General features: G+C 62.7%; 18 protein-coding genes. 11 read left to right on the forward strand and 7 right to left on the reverse strand.

From position 1 onward, the window contains the following. Position 1 precedes the first annotated feature (1 nt). The gene (locus ABZS45_RS12305; RefSeq protein ID WP_412100070.1) at positions 2-667 is read right to left on the reverse strand and encodes a hypothetical protein; all 666 of its coding nucleotides are present in this window, start codon (positions 665-667) and stop codon (positions 2-4) included. Positions 668-789: 122 nt separating this feature from the next. Beyond that, complete coding sequence (locus tag ABZS45_RS12310; RefSeq protein ID WP_046647213.1) at positions 790-1,476, reverse strand: hypothetical protein; 687 nt, start codon at positions 1,474-1,476, stop codon at positions 790-792. A 234-nt stretch (positions 1,477-1,710) separates the two neighbouring features. Here ABZS45_RS12310 and ABZS45_RS12315 point away from each other — a divergent pair, with 234 nt between their 5' ends. After that, positions 1,711-4,488 carry an ATP-dependent Clp protease ATP-binding subunit gene (locus ABZS45_RS12315; protein ID WP_046647214.1) on the forward strand — a complete coding sequence of 926 codons (2,778 nt, stop codon included), beginning with the start codon at positions 1,711-1,713 and terminating at the stop codon, positions 4,486-4,488. Positions 4,489-4,972: 484 nt separating this feature from the next. On the opposite strand, the gene ABZS45_RS12320 is transcribed toward ABZS45_RS12315, so the two are convergent. Both ABZS45_RS12320 and ABZS45_RS12325 read right to left on the reverse strand, forming a co-directional pair. After that, on the reverse strand, positions 4,973-5,863 hold the full coding sequence (locus ABZS45_RS12320) for a cation diffusion facilitator family transporter (protein ID WP_046647215.1): 891 nt from the start codon (positions 5,861-5,863) through the stop codon (positions 4,973-4,975). A gap of 71 nt (positions 5,864-5,934) precedes the next feature. Next, positions 5,935-7,113, reverse strand: coding sequence for a lipase family protein (locus tag ABZS45_RS12325; protein WP_412100071.1), 1,179 nt, complete (start codon positions 7,111-7,113; stop codon positions 5,935-5,937). Positions 7,114-7,192: 79 nt separating this feature from the next. On the opposite strand from ABZS45_RS12325, the gene ABZS45_RS12330 reads away from it, so the two are divergent. Then, entirely contained in the window at positions 7,193-7,363 is a 171-nt protein-coding gene (locus tag ABZS45_RS12330) for a DUF4236 domain-containing protein (protein ID WP_080975064.1), read from the forward strand. After that, positions 7,363-8,679: a threonine/serine ThrE exporter family protein gene (locus tag ABZS45_RS12335; protein WP_412100072.1), complete on the forward strand. Its 1,317-nt coding sequence runs from the start codon at positions 7,363-7,365 to the stop codon at positions 8,677-8,679. Before ABZS45_RS12330 ends, ABZS45_RS12335 begins: the two co-directional genes overlap by 1 nt. Here the strand turns inward: ABZS45_RS12335 and ABZS45_RS12340 are convergent. After that, positions 8,645-9,505 carry an A/G-specific adenine glycosylase gene (locus tag ABZS45_RS12340; protein WP_412100073.1) on the reverse strand — a complete coding sequence of 287 codons (861 nt, stop codon included), beginning with the start codon at positions 9,503-9,505 and terminating at the stop codon, positions 8,645-8,647. The two genes, ABZS45_RS12335 and ABZS45_RS12340, sit on opposite strands and share 35 nt — an antisense overlap. Before the next feature lie 41 nt (positions 9,506-9,546). Here ABZS45_RS12340 and ABZS45_RS12345 point away from each other — a divergent pair, with 41 nt between their 5' ends. Both ABZS45_RS12345 and ABZS45_RS12350 read left to right on the forward strand, forming a co-directional pair. After that, positions 9,547-10,170, forward strand: coding sequence for a carbonic anhydrase (locus ABZS45_RS12345; RefSeq protein ID WP_049154728.1), 624 nt, complete (start codon positions 9,547-9,549; stop codon positions 10,168-10,170). Between the two features lie 113 nt (positions 10,171-10,283). Next, on the forward strand, positions 10,284-11,009 hold the full coding sequence (locus ABZS45_RS12350; RefSeq protein WP_070515864.1) for a hypothetical protein: 726 nt from the start codon (positions 10,284-10,286) through the stop codon (positions 11,007-11,009). Here ABZS45_RS12350 and radA read toward each other — a convergent pair. Further along, positions 10,996-12,378, reverse strand: coding sequence for a DNA repair protein RadA (radA, locus tag ABZS45_RS12355; RefSeq protein ID WP_412100074.1), 1,383 nt, complete (start codon positions 12,376-12,378; stop codon positions 10,996-10,998). The genes ABZS45_RS12350 and radA overlap by 14 nt on opposite strands. A gap of 169 nt (positions 12,379-12,547) precedes the next feature. Between radA and ABZS45_RS12360 the strand changes: the two genes are divergently transcribed. Further along, a complete protein-coding gene (locus ABZS45_RS12360) occupies positions 12,548-12,757 on the forward strand; it encodes a hypothetical protein (RefSeq protein ID WP_049154730.1) in 210 nt (69 codons plus the stop codon). 43 nt (positions 12,758-12,800) lie between these two features. After that, the gene (locus ABZS45_RS12365; protein ID WP_070680095.1) at positions 12,801-13,034 is read left to right on the forward strand and encodes a hypothetical protein; all 234 of its coding nucleotides are present in this window, start codon (positions 12,801-12,803) and stop codon (positions 13,032-13,034) included. Between the two features lie 119 nt (positions 13,035-13,153). Here ABZS45_RS12365 and ABZS45_RS12370 read toward each other — a convergent pair whose 3' ends face one another. Beyond that, positions 13,154-13,729, reverse strand: a complete 576-nt coding sequence (locus ABZS45_RS12370) for a hypothetical protein (protein WP_070511090.1) — start codon at positions 13,727-13,729, stop codon at positions 13,154-13,156. A gap of 288 nt (positions 13,730-14,017) precedes the next feature. On the opposite strand from ABZS45_RS12370, the gene ABZS45_RS12375 reads away from it, so the two are divergent. Genes ABZS45_RS12375 through cysS form a run of 4 tightly spaced genes read left to right on the forward strand, consistent with a single transcriptional unit; the run spans position 14,018 to position 17,254 of the window. Then, complete coding sequence (locus ABZS45_RS12375) at positions 14,018-14,602, forward strand: CarD family transcriptional regulator (RefSeq protein WP_046649265.1); 585 nt, start codon at positions 14,018-14,020, stop codon at positions 14,600-14,602. Then, a complete protein-coding gene (gene ispD, locus ABZS45_RS12380; RefSeq protein ID WP_412101175.1) occupies positions 14,574-15,326 on the forward strand; it encodes a 2-C-methyl-D-erythritol 4-phosphate cytidylyltransferase in 753 nt (250 codons plus the stop codon). The genes ABZS45_RS12375 and ispD overlap by 29 nt, the downstream gene beginning before the upstream one ends. Then, positions 15,319-15,801 (forward strand): 2-C-methyl-D-erythritol 2,4-cyclodiphosphate synthase, encoded by a 483-nt coding sequence (gene ispF / locus ABZS45_RS12385; protein ID WP_412100075.1) that lies wholly within the window; start codon positions 15,319-15,321, stop codon positions 15,799-15,801. Before ispD ends, ispF begins: the two co-directional genes overlap by 8 nt. A 46-nt stretch (positions 15,802-15,847) precedes the next feature. Next, entirely contained in the window at positions 15,848-17,254 is a 1,407-nt protein-coding gene (gene cysS / locus ABZS45_RS12390; protein WP_412100077.1) for a cysteine--tRNA ligase, read from the forward strand. Positions 17,255-17,306: the final 52 nt, after the last annotated feature.

Here is a 17,306-nt window from a genome sequence, read left to right on the forward strand (position 1 = left end):
GCTATGCGGCGACGATGATGGGCTGGTGAATGACAAAAGGCTCATAACCGGCCTGCCGGATGCTGATCTCTGCGACGAAGTCGCCGGGGTCGGTGAGCCGAGCAACCAGCGTGCACTCGCCGGACTCACAGTCCACGACGAAATCCTCGCCCTCCTTGAGGTGGTGTGACTGGGTGTCGTCGAGAAGCGCCACCTGCCATTCGGCATTGTTATCCAGATCTGCCTCGTCCCCACTCAAGTTCGTGGCCTGCACGCTGAGGACAAGGGCACCCCCGGTGGCCCACTGCAGTACGCCGGTCGGGGCAGAGCCGCCGATGGTCCCGTCGTAGCGCCGGTTGTCCAGCTCAACGCGCAGGGTTTGGAAACCGTAGGGCTCCACGCCCGAGTAGGTGGCCACGATTTCGTTGACCACTCCTGGGCCCGCTTCCTTCTTCGTGAGCAGGTAGGTGCCGTCCTCCTGACGCAGGTGCGAAGGTTCGCTGGGTTCTGGGATCTCGGAATCGGTGCCCTCGACAGGAACGTCTTCGTGCTGGGACAGGGTGGTCTGGCCCGTGACCGTGAACTTGGGCGCATCCTCCGCGGTGTCTTTGTTCGTCGCGCACGCAGACAGCGCGAGGAGCGCTACGCCGAGTCCAGCTAGCGCGCGCGGAGAGACGGAGGCGAACATTGGTTGTCAGATCCTTGCAGAGGGACAGATGAGGGATAGAAGGGGATAAAAATAGATAGGGGCCAGAATCAGACAAAGAATAACAGCACCGGTGAGCGGCTTAAAACAATAATGCTGAATTGTTATGAAAGGTGCGCATAGTAGTGCGGGTGCGCGGCCGCGAATTGGGCGAGCACAATGCGCCATGAGATCTTTTGGCCCGGCTGGAACTGCGGAACGCCGAGCTTTTGCAAGGTCTCCGCCAGCGTCTGAATCTTGCGCTCTACTTTCTTTTCCGTCCAGTCCAGGGCCTCTGCTAGCTCGCGCTGACTACTCACGACCACCCGTGGCTCCGCAGCGGGGTTGTCGAGGAGCGGCTGAGCGAGGGTCTTGAGCAGCAGGCATTGCTCCTCATTCGGCTCGAAGACGTGGGTGGTAAACGGTCCATCCGGTGGAAGGCTGGGCTGTGGGCTGCGCAGCGACTGCATGACGGTGAGCTCGCACTCGTAGCTCATGGTGGCAGTGGAGAAATAGAGTGTGGAGGTTCCCGGGTGCAGAACCTCAATACTGCCGGGGCTGATGAGGGTGCGGCCGAAGCCGCAGGCGGCGGGCGGCTGGATCGTAGCGGCGATGAAACTGCCGATGTTCTTGATGAACCACTGTGAGCCGTTGGACCACACCTGCAGGAACGTGCGGTGCATGGCGGGATCATCGGAGGCCAGTAGGAAGTCCCCCTGGCGGCCAAGGGTGACGGTTTCGGAGACCTCGAGGAGGCGGGAGTGCCCAATCAGATCGTCGATAAGCAGGGTGCCGTGCTGTGCCTGTTGCATCGGGGGAGGCTCCTTCCCGCGGGGATGTAACCAGTGTTGACTGAAGAGTTACTTTACTTTAAGGCTTGCGCGCAGGCGCTTGGCGACGCCTCCCGCCACCTGTTCGCTACCGGCGTACAGTGGTTCTACCTGGGGAAACGAGGTTTTTGAGAAGGGGGGTGCGGAATTCGCGAATGGAGTGTCCGCCCCGCGCGTTAGAGTGGATGACACATTTACAGCGAAAGGTAAGAGGTAATGTTCGAGAGGTTTACTGACCGTGCTCGCCGCGTCATTGTTTTGGCGCAGGAGGAAGCACGCATGCTCAACCACAATTACATCGGCACCGAGCACATCCTCCTGGGGCTTATTCACGAAGGCGAAGGTGTAGCAGCCAAGGCTTTGGAGTCCATGGGTATCTCGCTGGAGGACGTCCGCCGTGAGGTGGAAGAGATTATTGGTCAAGGTTCTCAGCCGCACACCGGCCACATCCCATTTACCCCGCGCGCGAAGAAGGTTCTCGAGCTCTCCCTGCGTGAGGGTCTTCAGATGGGCCACAAGTACATTGGCACTGAGTTCCTGCTGCTCGGCCTCATCCGTGAGGGTGACGGCGTGGCTGCCCAGGTCCTGACCAAGCTGGGCGCCGACCTGCCGCGCGTGCGCCAGCAGGTTATCCAGCTGCTCTCCGGTTATGAAGGCAACGAGGGAGAAGGCAACCAGTCCCAGGGTGGCCCCGGCCCGGTAGGCGCCGGTGCCGGCGCTGGCCAGGGTGGCCGTGGCGGCCCGGGTGGCTCCGGCGAGCGCTCCAACTCCCTGGTACTGGACCAGTTCGGCCGCAACCTTACCCAGGCTGCGCGCGACGGCAAGCTGGACCCAGTCGTGGGCCGCGATTCCGAGATTGAACGCATCATGCAGGTGCTGTCCCGCCGCACCAAGAACAACCCGGTGCTCATCGGTGAGCCCGGCGTGGGTAAGACCGCCGTGGTCGAGGGCCTGGCCCTCGATATCGTTAACGGCAAGGTCCCGGAGACCCTCAAGGATAAGCAGCTCTATTCGCTGGACCTCGGCTCCCTGGTGGCTGGCTCGCGCTACCGCGGTGACTTCGAGGAGCGCCTGAAGAAGGTGCTCAAGGAGATTAACCAGCGCGGTGACATCATCCTCTTTATCGATGAGATCCACACCCTGGTCGGCGCCGGTGCCGCCGAGGGCGCTATCGATGCTGCTTCCTTGCTGAAGCCGAAACTGGCCCGCGGCGAGCTGCAGACCATCGGTGCCACCACCCTGGATGAGTACCGCAAGCACATTGAGAAGGATGCCGCCTTGGAGCGCCGCTTCCAGCCTGTCAAGGTGGAAGAGCCCTCCCTCGATGACACCATCCTGATCCTCAAGGGGCTGCGCGATAAGTACGAGGCACACCACCGCGTCTCCTACACCGATGAAGCGTTGAAGGCTGCAGCCTCCCTGTCGGACCGCTACATCAATGACCGCTTCCTGCCGGATAAGGCTGTTGACCTCCTCGATGAGGCCGGTGCCCGTATGCGCATCAAGCGCATGACCGCCCCGGAGGGCCTGCGCGAAGTGGATGATCGCATCGCAGAGGTCCGCAAGGAAAAGGAAGCTGCGATTGACGCCCAGGACTTCGAGAAGGCCGCTGGACTGCGCGATAAGGAGCGCAAGCTGGGTGAAGAGCGCGCGGAAAAGGAAAAGCAGTGGCGCTCCGGTGACTTGGAGGAAATCGCCGAGGTCGGCGAGGAGCAGATCGCTGAGGTCCTCGCGCACTGGACCGGCATTCCGGTGCTCAAGCTCACGGAGAAGGAATCCAACCGCCTCCTCAACATGGAAGAGGAGCTGCACAAGCGCATCATCGGCCAGGACGATGCCGTCAAGGCCGTGTCCCGCGCCATTCGCCGCACCCGTGCCGGCCTGAAGGACCCGCGCCGTCCTTCCGGTTCCTTCATCTTCGCAGGCCCCTCCGGTGTGGGTAAGACGGAGCTGTCGAAGTCCCTGGCCAACTTCCTCTTCGGTTCGGATGATGACCTCATCCAGATCGATATGGGTGAGTTCCACGATCGCTTCACCGCGTCCCGCCTCTTTGGTGCTCCTCCGGGATACGTTGGCTACGAAGAGGGCGGCCAGCTGACCGAGAAGGTTCGCCGCAAGCCTTTCTCCGTGGTGCTCTTCGATGAGATCGAAAAGGCCCACAAGGAGATCTACAACACCCTTCTGCAGGTGTTGGAGGATGGCCGCCTGACCGATGGGCAGGGCCGCGTGGTGGACTTCAAGAACACCGTGCTCATCTTCACCTCCAACCTGGGTACCCAGGACATCTCCAAGGCCGTGGGCTTGGGCTTCACCGGCTCTTCGGAGAATGACGCCGATGCGCAGTACGAGCGCATGAAGAACAAGGTCAACGACGAGCTGAAGAAGCACTTCCGCCCAGAGTTCCTCAACCGTATCGATGAGATTGTGGTCTTCCACCAGCTCACCCAGGAGCAGATCGTCGAGATGGTGGAGCTGCTCATCGCCCGCGTAGAGAAGCAGCTCTCCGAGCGCGACATGGGTATCGAACTCACCCAGAAGGCCAAGGACCTGTTGGCCAAGCGCGGCTTCGACCCGGTCTTGGGTGCACGTCCGCTGCGCCGCACCATCCAACGCGAGATTGAGGACCAGCTCTCCGAGAAGATCCTCTTCGGCGAAATCGGTGCGGGTGAGATCATCACCGTGGACGTTGAAGGCTGGGACGGCGAGTCCAAGGACAACTCTTCCGCCACCTTCACCTTCACGCCGCGTCCGCGCCCGCTGCCGGAGGACACCTTCGACAATGAGCTCGAGGAGACCGCCGTGCGTGAGGCCGATGAGGAACTCGCCACCGAGATCGATGAGGAGTCCCACGGTCCGGATTCCGATGGTCCTGACACCGTCACCCCGGACGTCCTCGACGAGTCTGGTAGCGATTCCGCTGAGGAATCCCACAACGATGATGGTGATAACGGCAACCCGCCGCCGGCAGGTGCCGGTGCTAGCCAGCCGCTTTAAGCGCTGACTTGGGCCCCGTGCTGGACCCATAAGGAATAAGCCCCGAACCGCATGCGTGTGACACCGCGTGCGGTTCGGGGCTTTCTTTGTGTGTCCTCCAGCCGCGGTGGGAGGCACGCCCCAGTGGGCGGGAAGGCCCAGTGGGCGGGAAGGCCCGCCCACCACTAGAAGGGAATCAGCACACCGTCTCGTGAGATTCGTGCTCCGGGTGCTCGACCTGGATGATGGAGGCGTTTGGTAAAAGGCGTCTGACAAAAGGCATCTGTCATAAGGCGTTTTCACGGCTGAAAACGCCTTTTACGCCTTGTAGATGGCGTTTTTAGACCCAAAGATGCCGTTTGCCAGATGCCTTTTGCGGGACGCCCTTTTGACTTGGTTCAGTTTCGTGCGGAACAATCCCACCCCACCGCCGAAAAGTACCAGGTAGCAGTGTTAGGAGTGACGTTGCTCGCCCGCTCATGACCTAAGCCGGGCTAGAAGGGAATCAGCACACCGTCTCGTGGGATTCGTGCTCCGGGTGCTCGATCTGGATGGTGGAGTGCTCGATGCCGTGCTCGCGCAGGGCTTGCTGGGCGGCATCCAACAGAGGGCCGGTCTCGACGGTACCGTCGCGCACGATGTGCACGGTCGTCAGCACGTTCACGCCGTCCAGGCTCCACAGGTGTAGGTCGTGGATGTCGGCAACACCCTCGATCTGTCGCAGCGCGGGCTCGATGACGCTGGCGTCGAAGTCCGCCGGGACCTGCTCGAGCAGCACGCTCGCCGAGAGCCGCATGAGCTGCCAGGCGCGCGGGAGCACCATCGCCGCGATCACCAGGGAGGCGATCACGTCCGCCGCCACAAACCCCGTGGTCAGTACCACGACGCCCGCCACGATCACTGCGATCGAGCCGAGCATATCCACCAGCACGTGCAAGAACGCGCCCTCCACGTTGATTGAGGATTCGCGGTGCCGGTGCAACACCCACGCCGATAGCGCATTCGCCACAAGGCCAATCACCGCGATGATCAGCATCGTTGTTCCTTGTACCTCAGCTGGGCTCTGCAGGCGGCGCACCGCCTCGACGACAATCCACACCGAGATCGCCAGGACCATCACCGCGTTCGCTAGCGCAGCAAGCACCTCTACTCGCCGGTAGCCGTACGTGGCCTGGGCTGATGCTTGTCGACGCCCAACCAACACCGCTAACACCGCGATGATCAACCCAGCGGCGTCGGAAAGCATGTGCATCGCATCCGCCATCAGCGCCATTGAACCCGCCAACCAGCCGCCGATTAGCTCCGCGAAGAAGACGGTGCCGGTAATGCTGAGCGCAATCAAGAGCGCGCGCAGCGGCGTGCTGGAGTGATCGTGGTCGTGGTGCTCGTGTGCCATGCACTCAGCCTATCCCCGCCGGCGCTTATTGACAATTAAATGAAGATGGATGGCGGCGCCAGGGGGCGATTCTAGGATTCGGCAGGTTGGCAGTTTGACGGTGCGGGGACGTCGCGGAAGCGGTCGATGAGGTAGTTCGTGCCCTGCAGAACCGCGCGGACCGTGGGGGCGGCATGGTTGGTGCCCGAGCCTGGGTTCACGTTGACCGCCCAGGCGTCCTCAAAGTAGACGGTCCCGCCGGCAGCACAGAAGTCGTGGGCCATGCGGCGTGCTTGCTGGTAGGGGATGATGTCATCGGTCGGGGAGTTGACCACCATCATCGGGGCGTTGAGAGCCCGCTGGCCGAGGCGCTGCTCGTGCAGCATTCGAGAGGCCACCGGCTTGCGGCGGAGGAGCTCGGTGAAGGACTCGCCGCTCGCGGTCAGCTCACTGGTGCGAATATTTCCCCAGGTAGACATCGATTCGCGCAAACAAAAAGTGGCGGCGTCGGCGAGGAATGTGTGGCCGCGCGGAGTCATCTCATCGATGATTTCCCGGGAGAACTCCGGGCTACGCTCCGCAAAACCATTGATGGCGTAGCCCAACACGTGAACGAGCGCTGAGCCGTCGACCGCCTGCATCACCTCGAAGAGGTCTGCCGGTGGTGCGCCGGCGAAGGTTCCCTTGACGTTGAGCTCGGGGGCGTAGCTAGCGGCGTATTCGCCTGCAGCGGCAGCTGCACCGCCGCCTTGGGAATAGCCGACAAATCCCACGGGGGAATCGGAGGGAGCACCGGCGAGCCGGAGCGCGGCGCGGGCGGCGTCAAGAACCGCGTGGGCCTCCTCGACGTTGTTGACATAAGAATGGTGCCCCGGGGTTCCGAGCCCGATGTAGTCCGTGACTACCACGCGCACTCCTTGGGAGGCCGCGTAGTTATAGACGCGCGCGGCCGCAGCTTCATAGCGCTGGTCAAGGCGGGTGCCGTTGGTGTCGAAGCGGGCTCGCGACGGTGCACATTGGTCGCCCGCCCCGCGAGTTCCTGGAGCGTAGACGATGGTGGGTCGCTCGCCTGGTCCGTTCCATGGTGCAGAGGGCTCGTAGACCATCCCGGTTACGGTGGTGGGCGCGCCATTCATGAGGGTGGAGGAATAAGAGATAGCGGTGGCCTTCACGCCAGGCTGTTCTATCGGTGACGCCGATTGGACGCTGCCCGGCTCCACCGCGTGGGCGGAGGGTGATGCCAGAACCACGGCTGCAGCAGTCGTTAGCACTGTTAACAGGGATTTTATTCGCACAAAGCTTAGAGTAGCCTGCGGCGTCGTGGTTCGCATCCGCGCTAAGCTAGCACGCATGGGCATTTATTATCGCAAGCGCAAGAAGACCGGAAAGAATAGCTGGATCAACCTCTCCGGCTCCGGTGCCTCGATGTCGACGAAGGTCGGCCCCGTGACCTTTAACTCCCGCGGCGGCATGTGGGTCAACCTGCCCGGCGGCCTGAACTTCCGGGGACGCTGGCGCTAATGACATCTCACCCCAACAGCGACTATGTCCGTATGGGGTACGAGGCCGACGTCGTCTTGCGCTTAGGCATGATGCTCATGGGCGCGGGAACGTCGGGCTACCGCGTGCTGCGCGGCATGAAACGTGCCGCCCGCGCGCTCGGCTTTGATCGGCTCGACGCCAACGTTGGCGTCACCCAGATAACGTGCACGTTTCACCGCGGACGTGAGTTCCGCACCGTGGTGGCCCAGCAGCATTCGCCGGCCGTTGACGCCTCCCGGATTGAGGCGCTGGAGGATCTCACCCACCACAAGCTGTACGCGGGCATTACGGCGGAAGAGCTCACGGAGATGCTTGATTCCATCGAGTCGACGGTTGTCAAGCGGTGGAACCGCTGGCTCTTGGCTGCAGCGGCAGCTATTGCGTGCGCCTCTTTCGCGGTCTTGAACTTCTTCACGCCGCTGGCGGTTCTCCTAGTGGCTCTTGCTGCTTTCTGCGGCCAGCTCACCCGCGCGCTCTTGCACGGCAAGCACGTTCACCAGCTGGGCTGCATCGTGGCGGCCGGGACGGTGGCTAGCCTCGTGTACTTCTTCACCACCGAGGCCGTAGCCGCCGCCGGGGTGGCGGACCCGTCGGAGTTTTCCTCGGGCTATGTGGCCGCCGTACTTTTCCTCATTCCCGGCTTCCCTCTGTTCTCCGCGCTCATTGATCTTGCGCGCTTCGACTTCGAAGCCGGGCTATCCCGCCTGACTTATGCGTTGACGGTGATCACCGCTGCGACCTTTACCGTAGCCCTGGTCAGCTGGACCACGGAGCTCACTCCGGAACCGGGAATCCCAGACTATGCGCCCGTGTGGTACCTGGCTGCTGCTGCGGCCAGCTTCCTGGGCATTTCTGGATTCGCGTTCCTCTTTAACTCCTCGCGCCGGATGGTGCTCGTGGCGGCCGCGGTGGGAACGGTGGCCAACCTTGTGCGCCTGCTCCTCATCGGCGTCGGGGCCACGGCCTACGTCGGCGCCTTCGTAGGTGGTCTCATCGTCGGGCTCTTGGGTGCGGTGGCCTCCACACGCGCACACCTACCGCGCATCACCACGACGGTGCCCGCGTCCGTCATCATGATCCCGGGCACCTCCATGTTCCGCACTGTCTATCACCTCAACGTGGGTAACATGGACCAGGCGTTGAGCAACTTCGCTACCGCCTCGATGGCCGTGGCAGCCATCGGCTGTGGGCTTATCCTCGCGCGCCTGTTGACCGACCGTGACTGGACCTTCGGCCACCTCATCGACTTCTCACATGTGCCTAGTGCGGCAGGTGGAACAAACCCTCGTCGTTGACATCCATCAACCCGTCCTCGAGCAGTGAGGCTTGTGCGCGCGAGCGCTGTGCCGCGTCTGGCCATACCGCATCCAGGTCGGCCTGGGTAACTGGGTGGGGTGAGCCTCGGAGGACGTCGAGAAGCAGCCCTCGCACTTGCCGGTCCGTGCCGGTGAACTTTTGCACGCGCTTCTTGGCCCGCGCGGTCTCTTCTTCGCTGGGCTCCGGACAGCCCGCGAGCTGCCAAGCGCACGTGGACTTGATGGGGCAGGCGGCACAGTCGGGGTTCTTCGCCGTGCACACCAGCGCGCCGAGCTCCATGAGTGCGGCCGAAAAACGCGGACCGTTCTCATCCGGAAGCAGGGCTTCTACCTGTGTCAATTCGCGTTTTGCGGGAGTCGGGGTAAGGAAGCGCCCCTCCTCGGCGCGGGCGTAGACGCGGCGGACGTTGGTATCCACCACCGGAACGTTGTGGCCAAAATGGAAACAGGCCACAGCACGCGCGGTGTACTCACCGATCCCCGGTAGCGCCAAGAGCTTGTCGACGTCCCCCGGGACCGCTCCTTCACCAATCTCCTTCGCACACTCCCATAAGCGCAGCGCGCGGCGCGGGTAGCCCAGCTTGCCCCACGCGCGCAGGACATCCGCTTTGGAGGCCGCCGCGAGGTCCTGTGGGGTGGGCCAGCGGCGCATCCACTCCTCCCATTGCGGGGCCACGCGTGCGACGGGGGTTTGTTGGCTCATGACCTCGCTTAAGAGCACACCCCACGCCGAGGTACCCGGCGCGCGCCACGGTAGGGGACGCTCATGGGCATCGAACCATTCCACGACAGCTTGGGTATCCATAGGCATCTCAGTGTAGGGCGGTGGGGACTAGAGTAAGAATCATGCCTTTAGTAGATGTCCCTCAAAACCCACAGAAGGTGTGGGAAGCCCTCCAGGAAGGTAACCACCGCCTGGTGACGGGTAACCTCATCGACGTTAACCAAGACGCGAAGCTGCGCGCTGGCCTGACTCAGGGCCAGGACCCACGCGTCATCGTGCTGGCCTGCTCCGATTCCCGCGCGCCTATTGAGCACGTGTTCAACATTGGTTTCGGCGATGCCTTCGTCATCCGCACCGCCGGTCACATCCTGGACAGCGCGGTGATGGCGTCGCTGGACTATGCCCTGGAGAATCTCAAGGCCAACCTGCTCGTGGTGATGGGGCATCAGTCCTGCGGTGCGGTGGGCGCAGCCGCGGACTTCCTGGCGGGCGGCGATCTGCCGACGGGCCTGCAGCGTCCGATCATTGAGCGTGTGGCCGCTGCCTCGATGGTGGCCAAGCGTGATGGCCGCGAGGAACTCGCCGATTTTGAGCGCGAGAATACCGCGCAGACAGTCTCCCAGATCATTTCTGACGTTCCGGCTGCGCGCCAGCTTCTCGACGCCGGCACGCTCGGCATCGTCGGCCTGCGCTACCTCCTAGAGGATTCCAGCGTGGAGACCGTCGTCCTGCACGGCGTTCATTAGGCTCGACGGTTGGCCCGGGCACTGGGCGGGACTAAGCGCATAGAAGTCGCTGCTCAAGACACGCGGCCCCGGGCTGGCCCGGGTTGGGCTCTAGTCCCCTTAAACTAAGAGCTGTGACTGAGCCATCCCGTACCCCGAAGCAGCTGCCGCGAGAGATTTACCTGCGTCGCCGCATCGCCGCGCTCGTGGCGATTCTGGTACTCGTGGTCATCCTTATTTGGGCTGCTACCGCGCTCTTTAGCGGTTCGAAGGAGGACCCGGGAGCCGAGTCGCAGCAGGCGGCGGCGTCGGGAACTCTGACTCCGTCGGAGGATGCAACCTCGGCGGTGGAGACGACCGAGTCCACCGCGTCTGAGGAATCCACCGAGCCCGAGGCGGGGGAGACGGACAAAGAAGAACCGACCTCCGAGGAAAAGCCAGCTGAGCTCACCGTTGATCCATCCAAGACAACGTGTTCCCTCCAGGACCTTAAAGTGATGGCCAAGACCAACGAGGACAGCGTCCCCGCCGGTAAGATGCCAACCTTCTACTTGGAGGTATTCAACCCGACGACGGAGGACTGCTCTATCGATCTCGATGAAGAGCAGCTGCGTTTCGAGGTTTACAAGATGGGCTCCAACGAACGCGTGTGGTCCGATACCGATTGCTATGCCTCAGTGGAAACCGGCAAGCAGACTTTCAAGTCCGGTGAGACGCGCTACTTCCAGGCGGATTGGTCCCGCAAGCGTTCCGAGTCGGGCAAGTGCACCGAGCGCGAGGAAGCCGAGCCGGGCGCTTACTTCCTGCATACTGTCATCGGGGAAAACTACTCCCCAGCGTTGCCGTTCAACTTGCTTTAAGCGCTGCAATCGCCTCGCTCAGGGTTGCGGCTTGGCGCACCTGTATGCCGCCGCCGACCTCCACCTTTCCGGGCGGGACGATGGCGTAGCGGTAACCCAAGCGGGACGCTTCTGCCAAGCGGCGGTCCAGGTTCGGTACGCGGCGAACTTCGCCGGCCAGGCCCACCTCACCGATGACCACCGTTTTCGGTGGCAGCGGCTGCTCGTGCAAGGAAGACCACGTGGCGAGCGCTACGGCAAGATCCGTCGCCGGCTCTTGGATCTTCATGCCGCCCACCGTGGCCACGTAAGCGTCCTTATCGTTGGTGCGTTCACCGGCGCGGGCCTGCAGTACGGCGAGCACCATCGGGACACGGTTGGCATCGAGCCCCGTGACCACGCGCCGCGGGTTCTTCGCCACGGGGTCGACGGTCAGCGCCTGCACCTCCGCCAGGATGGGGCGCACGCCATCCATGGCGACGGTCACCGCTGAACCGTCTGGGGTGCTGCCGCGGTGGGAGAGGAAGAGACCGGAAGGGTCCGCCACCTCCCGGATGCCGGCGGCGGTTTGCTCAAAGCAGCCCATCTCATCGGTGGCGCCGAAGCGGTTCTTGAGTCCCCGGAGCAGACGCAGGGAGGATTGACGGTCACCTTCAAAGTTCAACACGACGTCCACGAGGTGCTCGAGCACGCGCGGGCCAGCGACGTTGCCGTCCTTGGTCACGTGTCCGACGAGGAGGATGGGGATGCCGGTGGTTTTGGCCAGCGTGGTCAGGGCTGCGGTCACCGCGCGCGACTGTGCCACGCCACCGGCTACGCCCTCCACCCCGGCCGCGTGCATGGTTTGGACGGAGTCCACGATGAGGAGGCTGGGCTTGAGCTGTTCGACGTGACCAAAGACGACATCCAAATTCGATTCGGCCGCGAGGTAGAGCGTCTCGTGCAAGGCCCCGGTCCGCTCGGCCCGGGCGCGGACCTGCCCGGCGGATTCCTCGGCCGTGGCATAGAGGGCGGTGCGGCCCAGTTGCGCCCAGCGGGAGGCGACCTCCAATAACAAAGTGGATTTTCCGACTCCCGGCTCACCCGCCATGAGCACCACCGAACCGGGAACGATGCCGCGGCCAAGAACGCGATCGAGCTCCCCGATGCCAGTGTTGAGGGCCTTCGTGGCGGCAGCGCCCACCTTCGTAATCGGAACCGCTGGGCTCGTTGGTGTCAGGCCGGTTGGTCGGCGTCCAGACACAGCGGCCTGGGCCGCGGTGCTGCTTTCTGACGCCGCGGTTTCCTGCAACGTTCCCCATGAACCGCACTCGGGGCAGCGGCCAAGCCACTTGGGGGAGACGAAGCCGCATTCAGAGCACGTGTGGACGGGACGAACCTTTTTTGCCATGCCCATCACTCTAGTAAGTGGTGTGGACATTCACGTCGCGGGCAGGATCGCACCCTTTTCATCGCGCGCGATATGCACAGAGGCGCTACAGTGTTAGCCAGGTTACATCTTGTGTGTGCCTGCCCCCTCTTTATCCCCGTCCGATTTCTCACAACAAGAAGGTATTTCCATGAAGATTCGTCGTACCCTCGTCGCCGCTGGCGCTGCTGCCGCCGTCGCCCTCGCTGGCACCCCGGCTGCTTCTGCCGCACAAGCTCCTGAGCCGCTGGCCACTGTTCTGACCGAGATCACCAACGTCGCTGGCTATGAGGCTCAGAACCTCATCCTCGTCCCGGCGGCGCTGTCCTCCTTGGGCTTCCTGTCGAACCTGCTGTCCTAGTCCAGTTCACTTACCCCCACACCTCACTATTCAAGGAGACCCCATGAAGATTCGTCGTACCCTCGTTGCTCTGACCGCTGCTACCTCCCTGGCTGTAGCTGGCGCCCCGGCCGCTTCCGCCGCTACCTACCCGGAACCGCTCAACCAGGTTATGGATGAGATGGTGAAGTACGGCGGCCCGCAGGCACCGAACCTTCTTCTCATCCCGGCTGCCCTGTCCTCTCTGGGCATTCTTAACTCTCTGCTTGTGATGGCTACGGCATCCTCGCGAGCTTAAGAGTTTTCTGCGTTCGCTAAGGAGCGTTAAACGCAGACCGCCCCAACTGCCAAAGTTGAAGCCCGTGATTCGGGCGGGAAAACTTTGGCGGCTGGGGCGGTTTTCTATGAAGAAAAGGCTTACTTGTTCTCGGCGTAGCCCTCGGTGGACTGCGGGTCGCGGTCAAAGTCACCGGACTGCAGCGGGGAGGCGGACACGGTGGCGTCAACCTCGATGGTGCCGGTGTTAAAAGTGAAGGTCACCGGGCGGGCGCCGCCGAAAGCGAAGCCGTCGTTCTCTAGGGTGGTGGCCACGTAGGTGATGTTCTTGTCCTTGCCGTCCTTCGGGAGACGGTCCAGGTTCGTCTGGGAATCAGCGTAGAGGGCGTGATCGCGAGGAAGCGGCTCTGCGCCTTCCAGTGGTACGTCCTGGCCGTCGACGCTCACGGACTCGAGGACGACGTCGTCGACCTTGTAGCCCTGGTTGACGGCCACGAACTTCAGGGAGGTCTCACCGGTGTCCGGCTCAACCTGAATGGTGACGTCACGCACGGCCACCTTGCCATCTTCGGTGCTTGCGGATGCGCCGTCGACAGCAATGACCTTTTCCGCGGTCTGAGCAACATGACCGGCCGAGCAGGACGCCAAGGCCAGCGCGGAGAGGGCGGTAACTGACATGATGGCACCGCAGCGAGCGGCGGACTTCAGGGACTGCACTGTGAGTGTCCTCCATTGAATTGCGATCACAAAGCTTATCAACGCTTTAGCCTAGTACCTCCGCAGTAAAAGCACACAGTTTCCGACAAACCTCTTGGGTAAACCGGGGGTAGCCGCGCTTTATGTTGGCCGTCATCGTGGTGTAAAGCGAGCTGCTCTACGGGCCTGGGTGGGGGAGCAGTGCCGGAAAACTGCGTGCTAGAGTAGATACCCTGTATATGCGGCCCACTGAGAGTACGCCGAGAGCGCACGATGGGCACCGTCTCAAAGGCTTCATAAGGAGTGGCAATGGAATTTAAGGTCGGAGAGGTCGTCGTCTACCCCCACCACGGCGCCGCCAAGATTACGGCGATTGAAACGCGCGAGATGGGCGGCGAGGAGCTCGAGTATCTCGTCCTCCAGATCAACCAATCCGACCTCGTGGTTCGTGTGCCCTCCAAGAACGTTGAGATGGTGGGCGTGCGTGATGTTGTGGGCAAGGAAGGCCTCGAGAAGGTCTTCTCCGTCTTACGCGAAGAAGACGTGGAGGAGGCCGGCAACTGGTCCCGCCGCTATAAGGCCAACCAAGAGCGCCTTGCATCCGGCGATATCAACAAGGTGGCAGAAGTCGTGCGTGACTTGTGGCGCCGCGATCAGGACCGCGGCCTGTCCGCCGGTGAGAAGCGCATGCTTGCCAAGGCCCGCCAGATTCTGGTCGGTGAGCTTTCCCTAGCCAAGCCGGTCGATGACAAGAAGGCGGACACCATGATGGAGGAAATCAACGCCACCATCGAGCGCCACCGCGCCGCCGGCTTGGTCGAGGACAAGTCCATCACCACCGACATTGACAATGACGTCGATCTCGATGACCTCTCCTTCGACGACGAAGACTAATACCCGCCGCGTGATCGCCCTCGTCGCGGCGGCCGGTCAGGGAACGCGCCTTGGCGCTGACATTCCTAAGGTCTACGTGGAGCTGCGCGGAAGCACCCTGCTTGAACGCTCCGTGAAGGCCATGATTACCTCGGAATTTGTCGATGAAGTCATCGTTCTCGTCAGCCCCGCCATGGAGGATTATGCCGCCAGCATCCTCGACCGCATCGATTCTGATGTGCCCGTACGCATCGTCCACGGCGGGGGTGAGCGCGCCGATTCCGTCTGGGCGGGCCTGCAAGCCATCCCAGATGAGGATGCCGTGGTGCTGGTCCACGACGCCGCCCGGGCGTTGACGCCGCCGGGGATGATCGCGCGCGTCGCCAAGCGCGTGCTCGACGGTGCCACCGCGGTCATCCCGGTCCTTCCCGTCGCGGACACCATCAAAGAAGTCGAGGGGACCACGGTGCTGTCTACTCCGGATCGCTCCCGCCTGCGTGCCGTGCAGACGCCGCAGGGTTTTAACCTGGCCGCGCTGCGCCGCGCCAACCTAGACTATTGGGCGCAGGACCCTGACTTTGTCGCCACGGATGACGCCAGCCTCATGGAATGGCACGGCGAGCGCGTGGAGACCGTGCAGGGAGATACCTTCGCGTTTAAAATCACCACTCCCATCGACCTCGTCCTGGCGAAGGCCGTGACGGATGAGGCCGAACCGACCATCTTCGAGGTGCCTAGTGACTAACCCCATCATCCCGCGCGTGGGAATCGCCACCGATGCCCATCAGATCGAGCCCGGAAAACCCTGCTGGATTGCAGGCCTTCTCTTTGAGGACGTGGATGGCTGCGAGGGCCACTCCGATGGGGACGTGGTGAGCCACGCGCTTGTCGACGCTCTGCTTTCCGCCTCCAGCCTCGGCGACCTCGGCTCCTTCGTTGGCGTGGGCCGGCCAGAGTACGACGGAGTCTCCGGAGCACAGTTGTTGCGCGAGTGCCGCGAGCTGCTGGAGAAGGAAGGTTTCATTATCGGCAACGCTGCGGCACAACTGGTTGGTCAGAGCCCCAAGATGGGCCCGCGGCGCAAAGAAGCCGAGTCCGTGCTGAGCGAAATCCTTGGTGCCCCTGTGTCCGTTTCGGCCACGACGACGGATCACCTTGGTTTCACCGGACGCAAGGAGGGCCGTGCTGCCGTGGCGACTGCCGTAGTCTGGCGCGCCTAAGGCGTCCTGAACTTGCCGGCTGGATGAGTCAATTAGACTAGGCCAGGTGAGTACTTTGCGCATTTTTGATACCGCCACCCGCAGCCAACGTGAGTTCGAGCCGGTTCGCCCCGGCCACGCGTCGATCTACCTGTGCGGTGCCACCCCGCAGTCCCAGCCGCATATTGGCCACCTGCGCTCCGGCGTTGCCTTCGACATCCTGCGCCGCTGGCTTAGCGCGCAAGGCTATGACGTGGCACTCGTGCGCAACGTCACCGATATCGATGACAAGATCCTCACTAAGGCCGCTGAGAATAACCGCCCCTGGTGGGAGTGGGTATCCACCTATGAGCGCGAGTTCACCAAGGCCTACAACACCCTGGGAGTTCTGCCCCCTTCCGTGGAGCCGCGCGCGACGGGCTTTGTCACCCAGATGGTGGAGTACATGCAGCGGCTTATCGACGCCGGCTTTGCTTATGCCGTGCCTGGCGAAGACGGTGTTGGCTCCGTCTACTTCGACGTCGCGGCGTGGAATGCCACGGAAGGCTCGGACTACGGTTCGCTGTCCGGCAACCGCGTCGAGGAAATGGAACAGGGCGAAACAGACAACGCGGGCAAGCGCAGCCCCCAGGACTTCGCTCTGTGGAAGGCGGCTAAGCCGGGCGAGCCATCCTGGCCCACCCCGTGGGGTCGTGGCCGACCGGGCTGGCACTTGGAGTGCTCGGTCATGTCCACGTACTACCTAGGCAGCGAGTTCGATATCCATTGCGGTGGCTTGGACTTGCAGTTCCCGCACCACGAAAATGAGATCGCGCAGTCCCATGCGGCGGGCGATAAGTTCGCCAACTACTGGATGCACAACCACTGGGTCACCATGGCCGGCGAGAAGATGTCGAAGTCCTTGGGCAACGTGCTCTCCATTGCCAACATGTTGGAGATCGTCCGCCCGGTGGAGCTGCGCTACTACCTGGGCTCCGCGCATTACCGTTCGGTCCTCGAATACTCCGAGGCAGCGCTGACCGAAGCTGCGGCCGGCTACCGCCGCATCGAGGACTTCGTGGGCAAGTTTGAAAACGTAGAAAAGGGCGAGTGGACCCCGGCTTTCGAAGAGGCGATGAACGATGACATCGCTGTGCCGAAGGCGCTGGCGGAAATCCACACCACCGTGCGCGCGGGTAATAAGGCGCTCAGTGAAAGCAACCGGGAGGAAGCCGAGCGCCTCGCCGGGGCGGTGCGCGCCATGGCCGCGGTTCTTGGCTTTGATCCCTTGGATGAACAGTGGAAAGATAGTGGCGAAGAGAGCGGCGCTGATGCAGCACTGGACGTCCTCGTCCGTGCCGAACTGGAGCGTCGCACTACCGCCCGCGCAGAAAAGGATTGGGCTACTGCGGACGCCGTGCGCGACCGCCTTGCAGCTGCGGGTATTACCATCACCGACACCGCCGACGGCCCCACCTGGTCCTTGGCGGATTAACCGTCCTTGGCAAAGGCCAAGGACAGCACAGAAGTCGAGGACAACAAAGGAG

This window comes from Corynebacterium aurimucosum (assembly GCF_046895345.1).
GTDB lineage: Bacteria > Actinomycetota > Actinomycetes > Mycobacteriales > Mycobacteriaceae > Corynebacterium > Corynebacterium aurimucosum_G.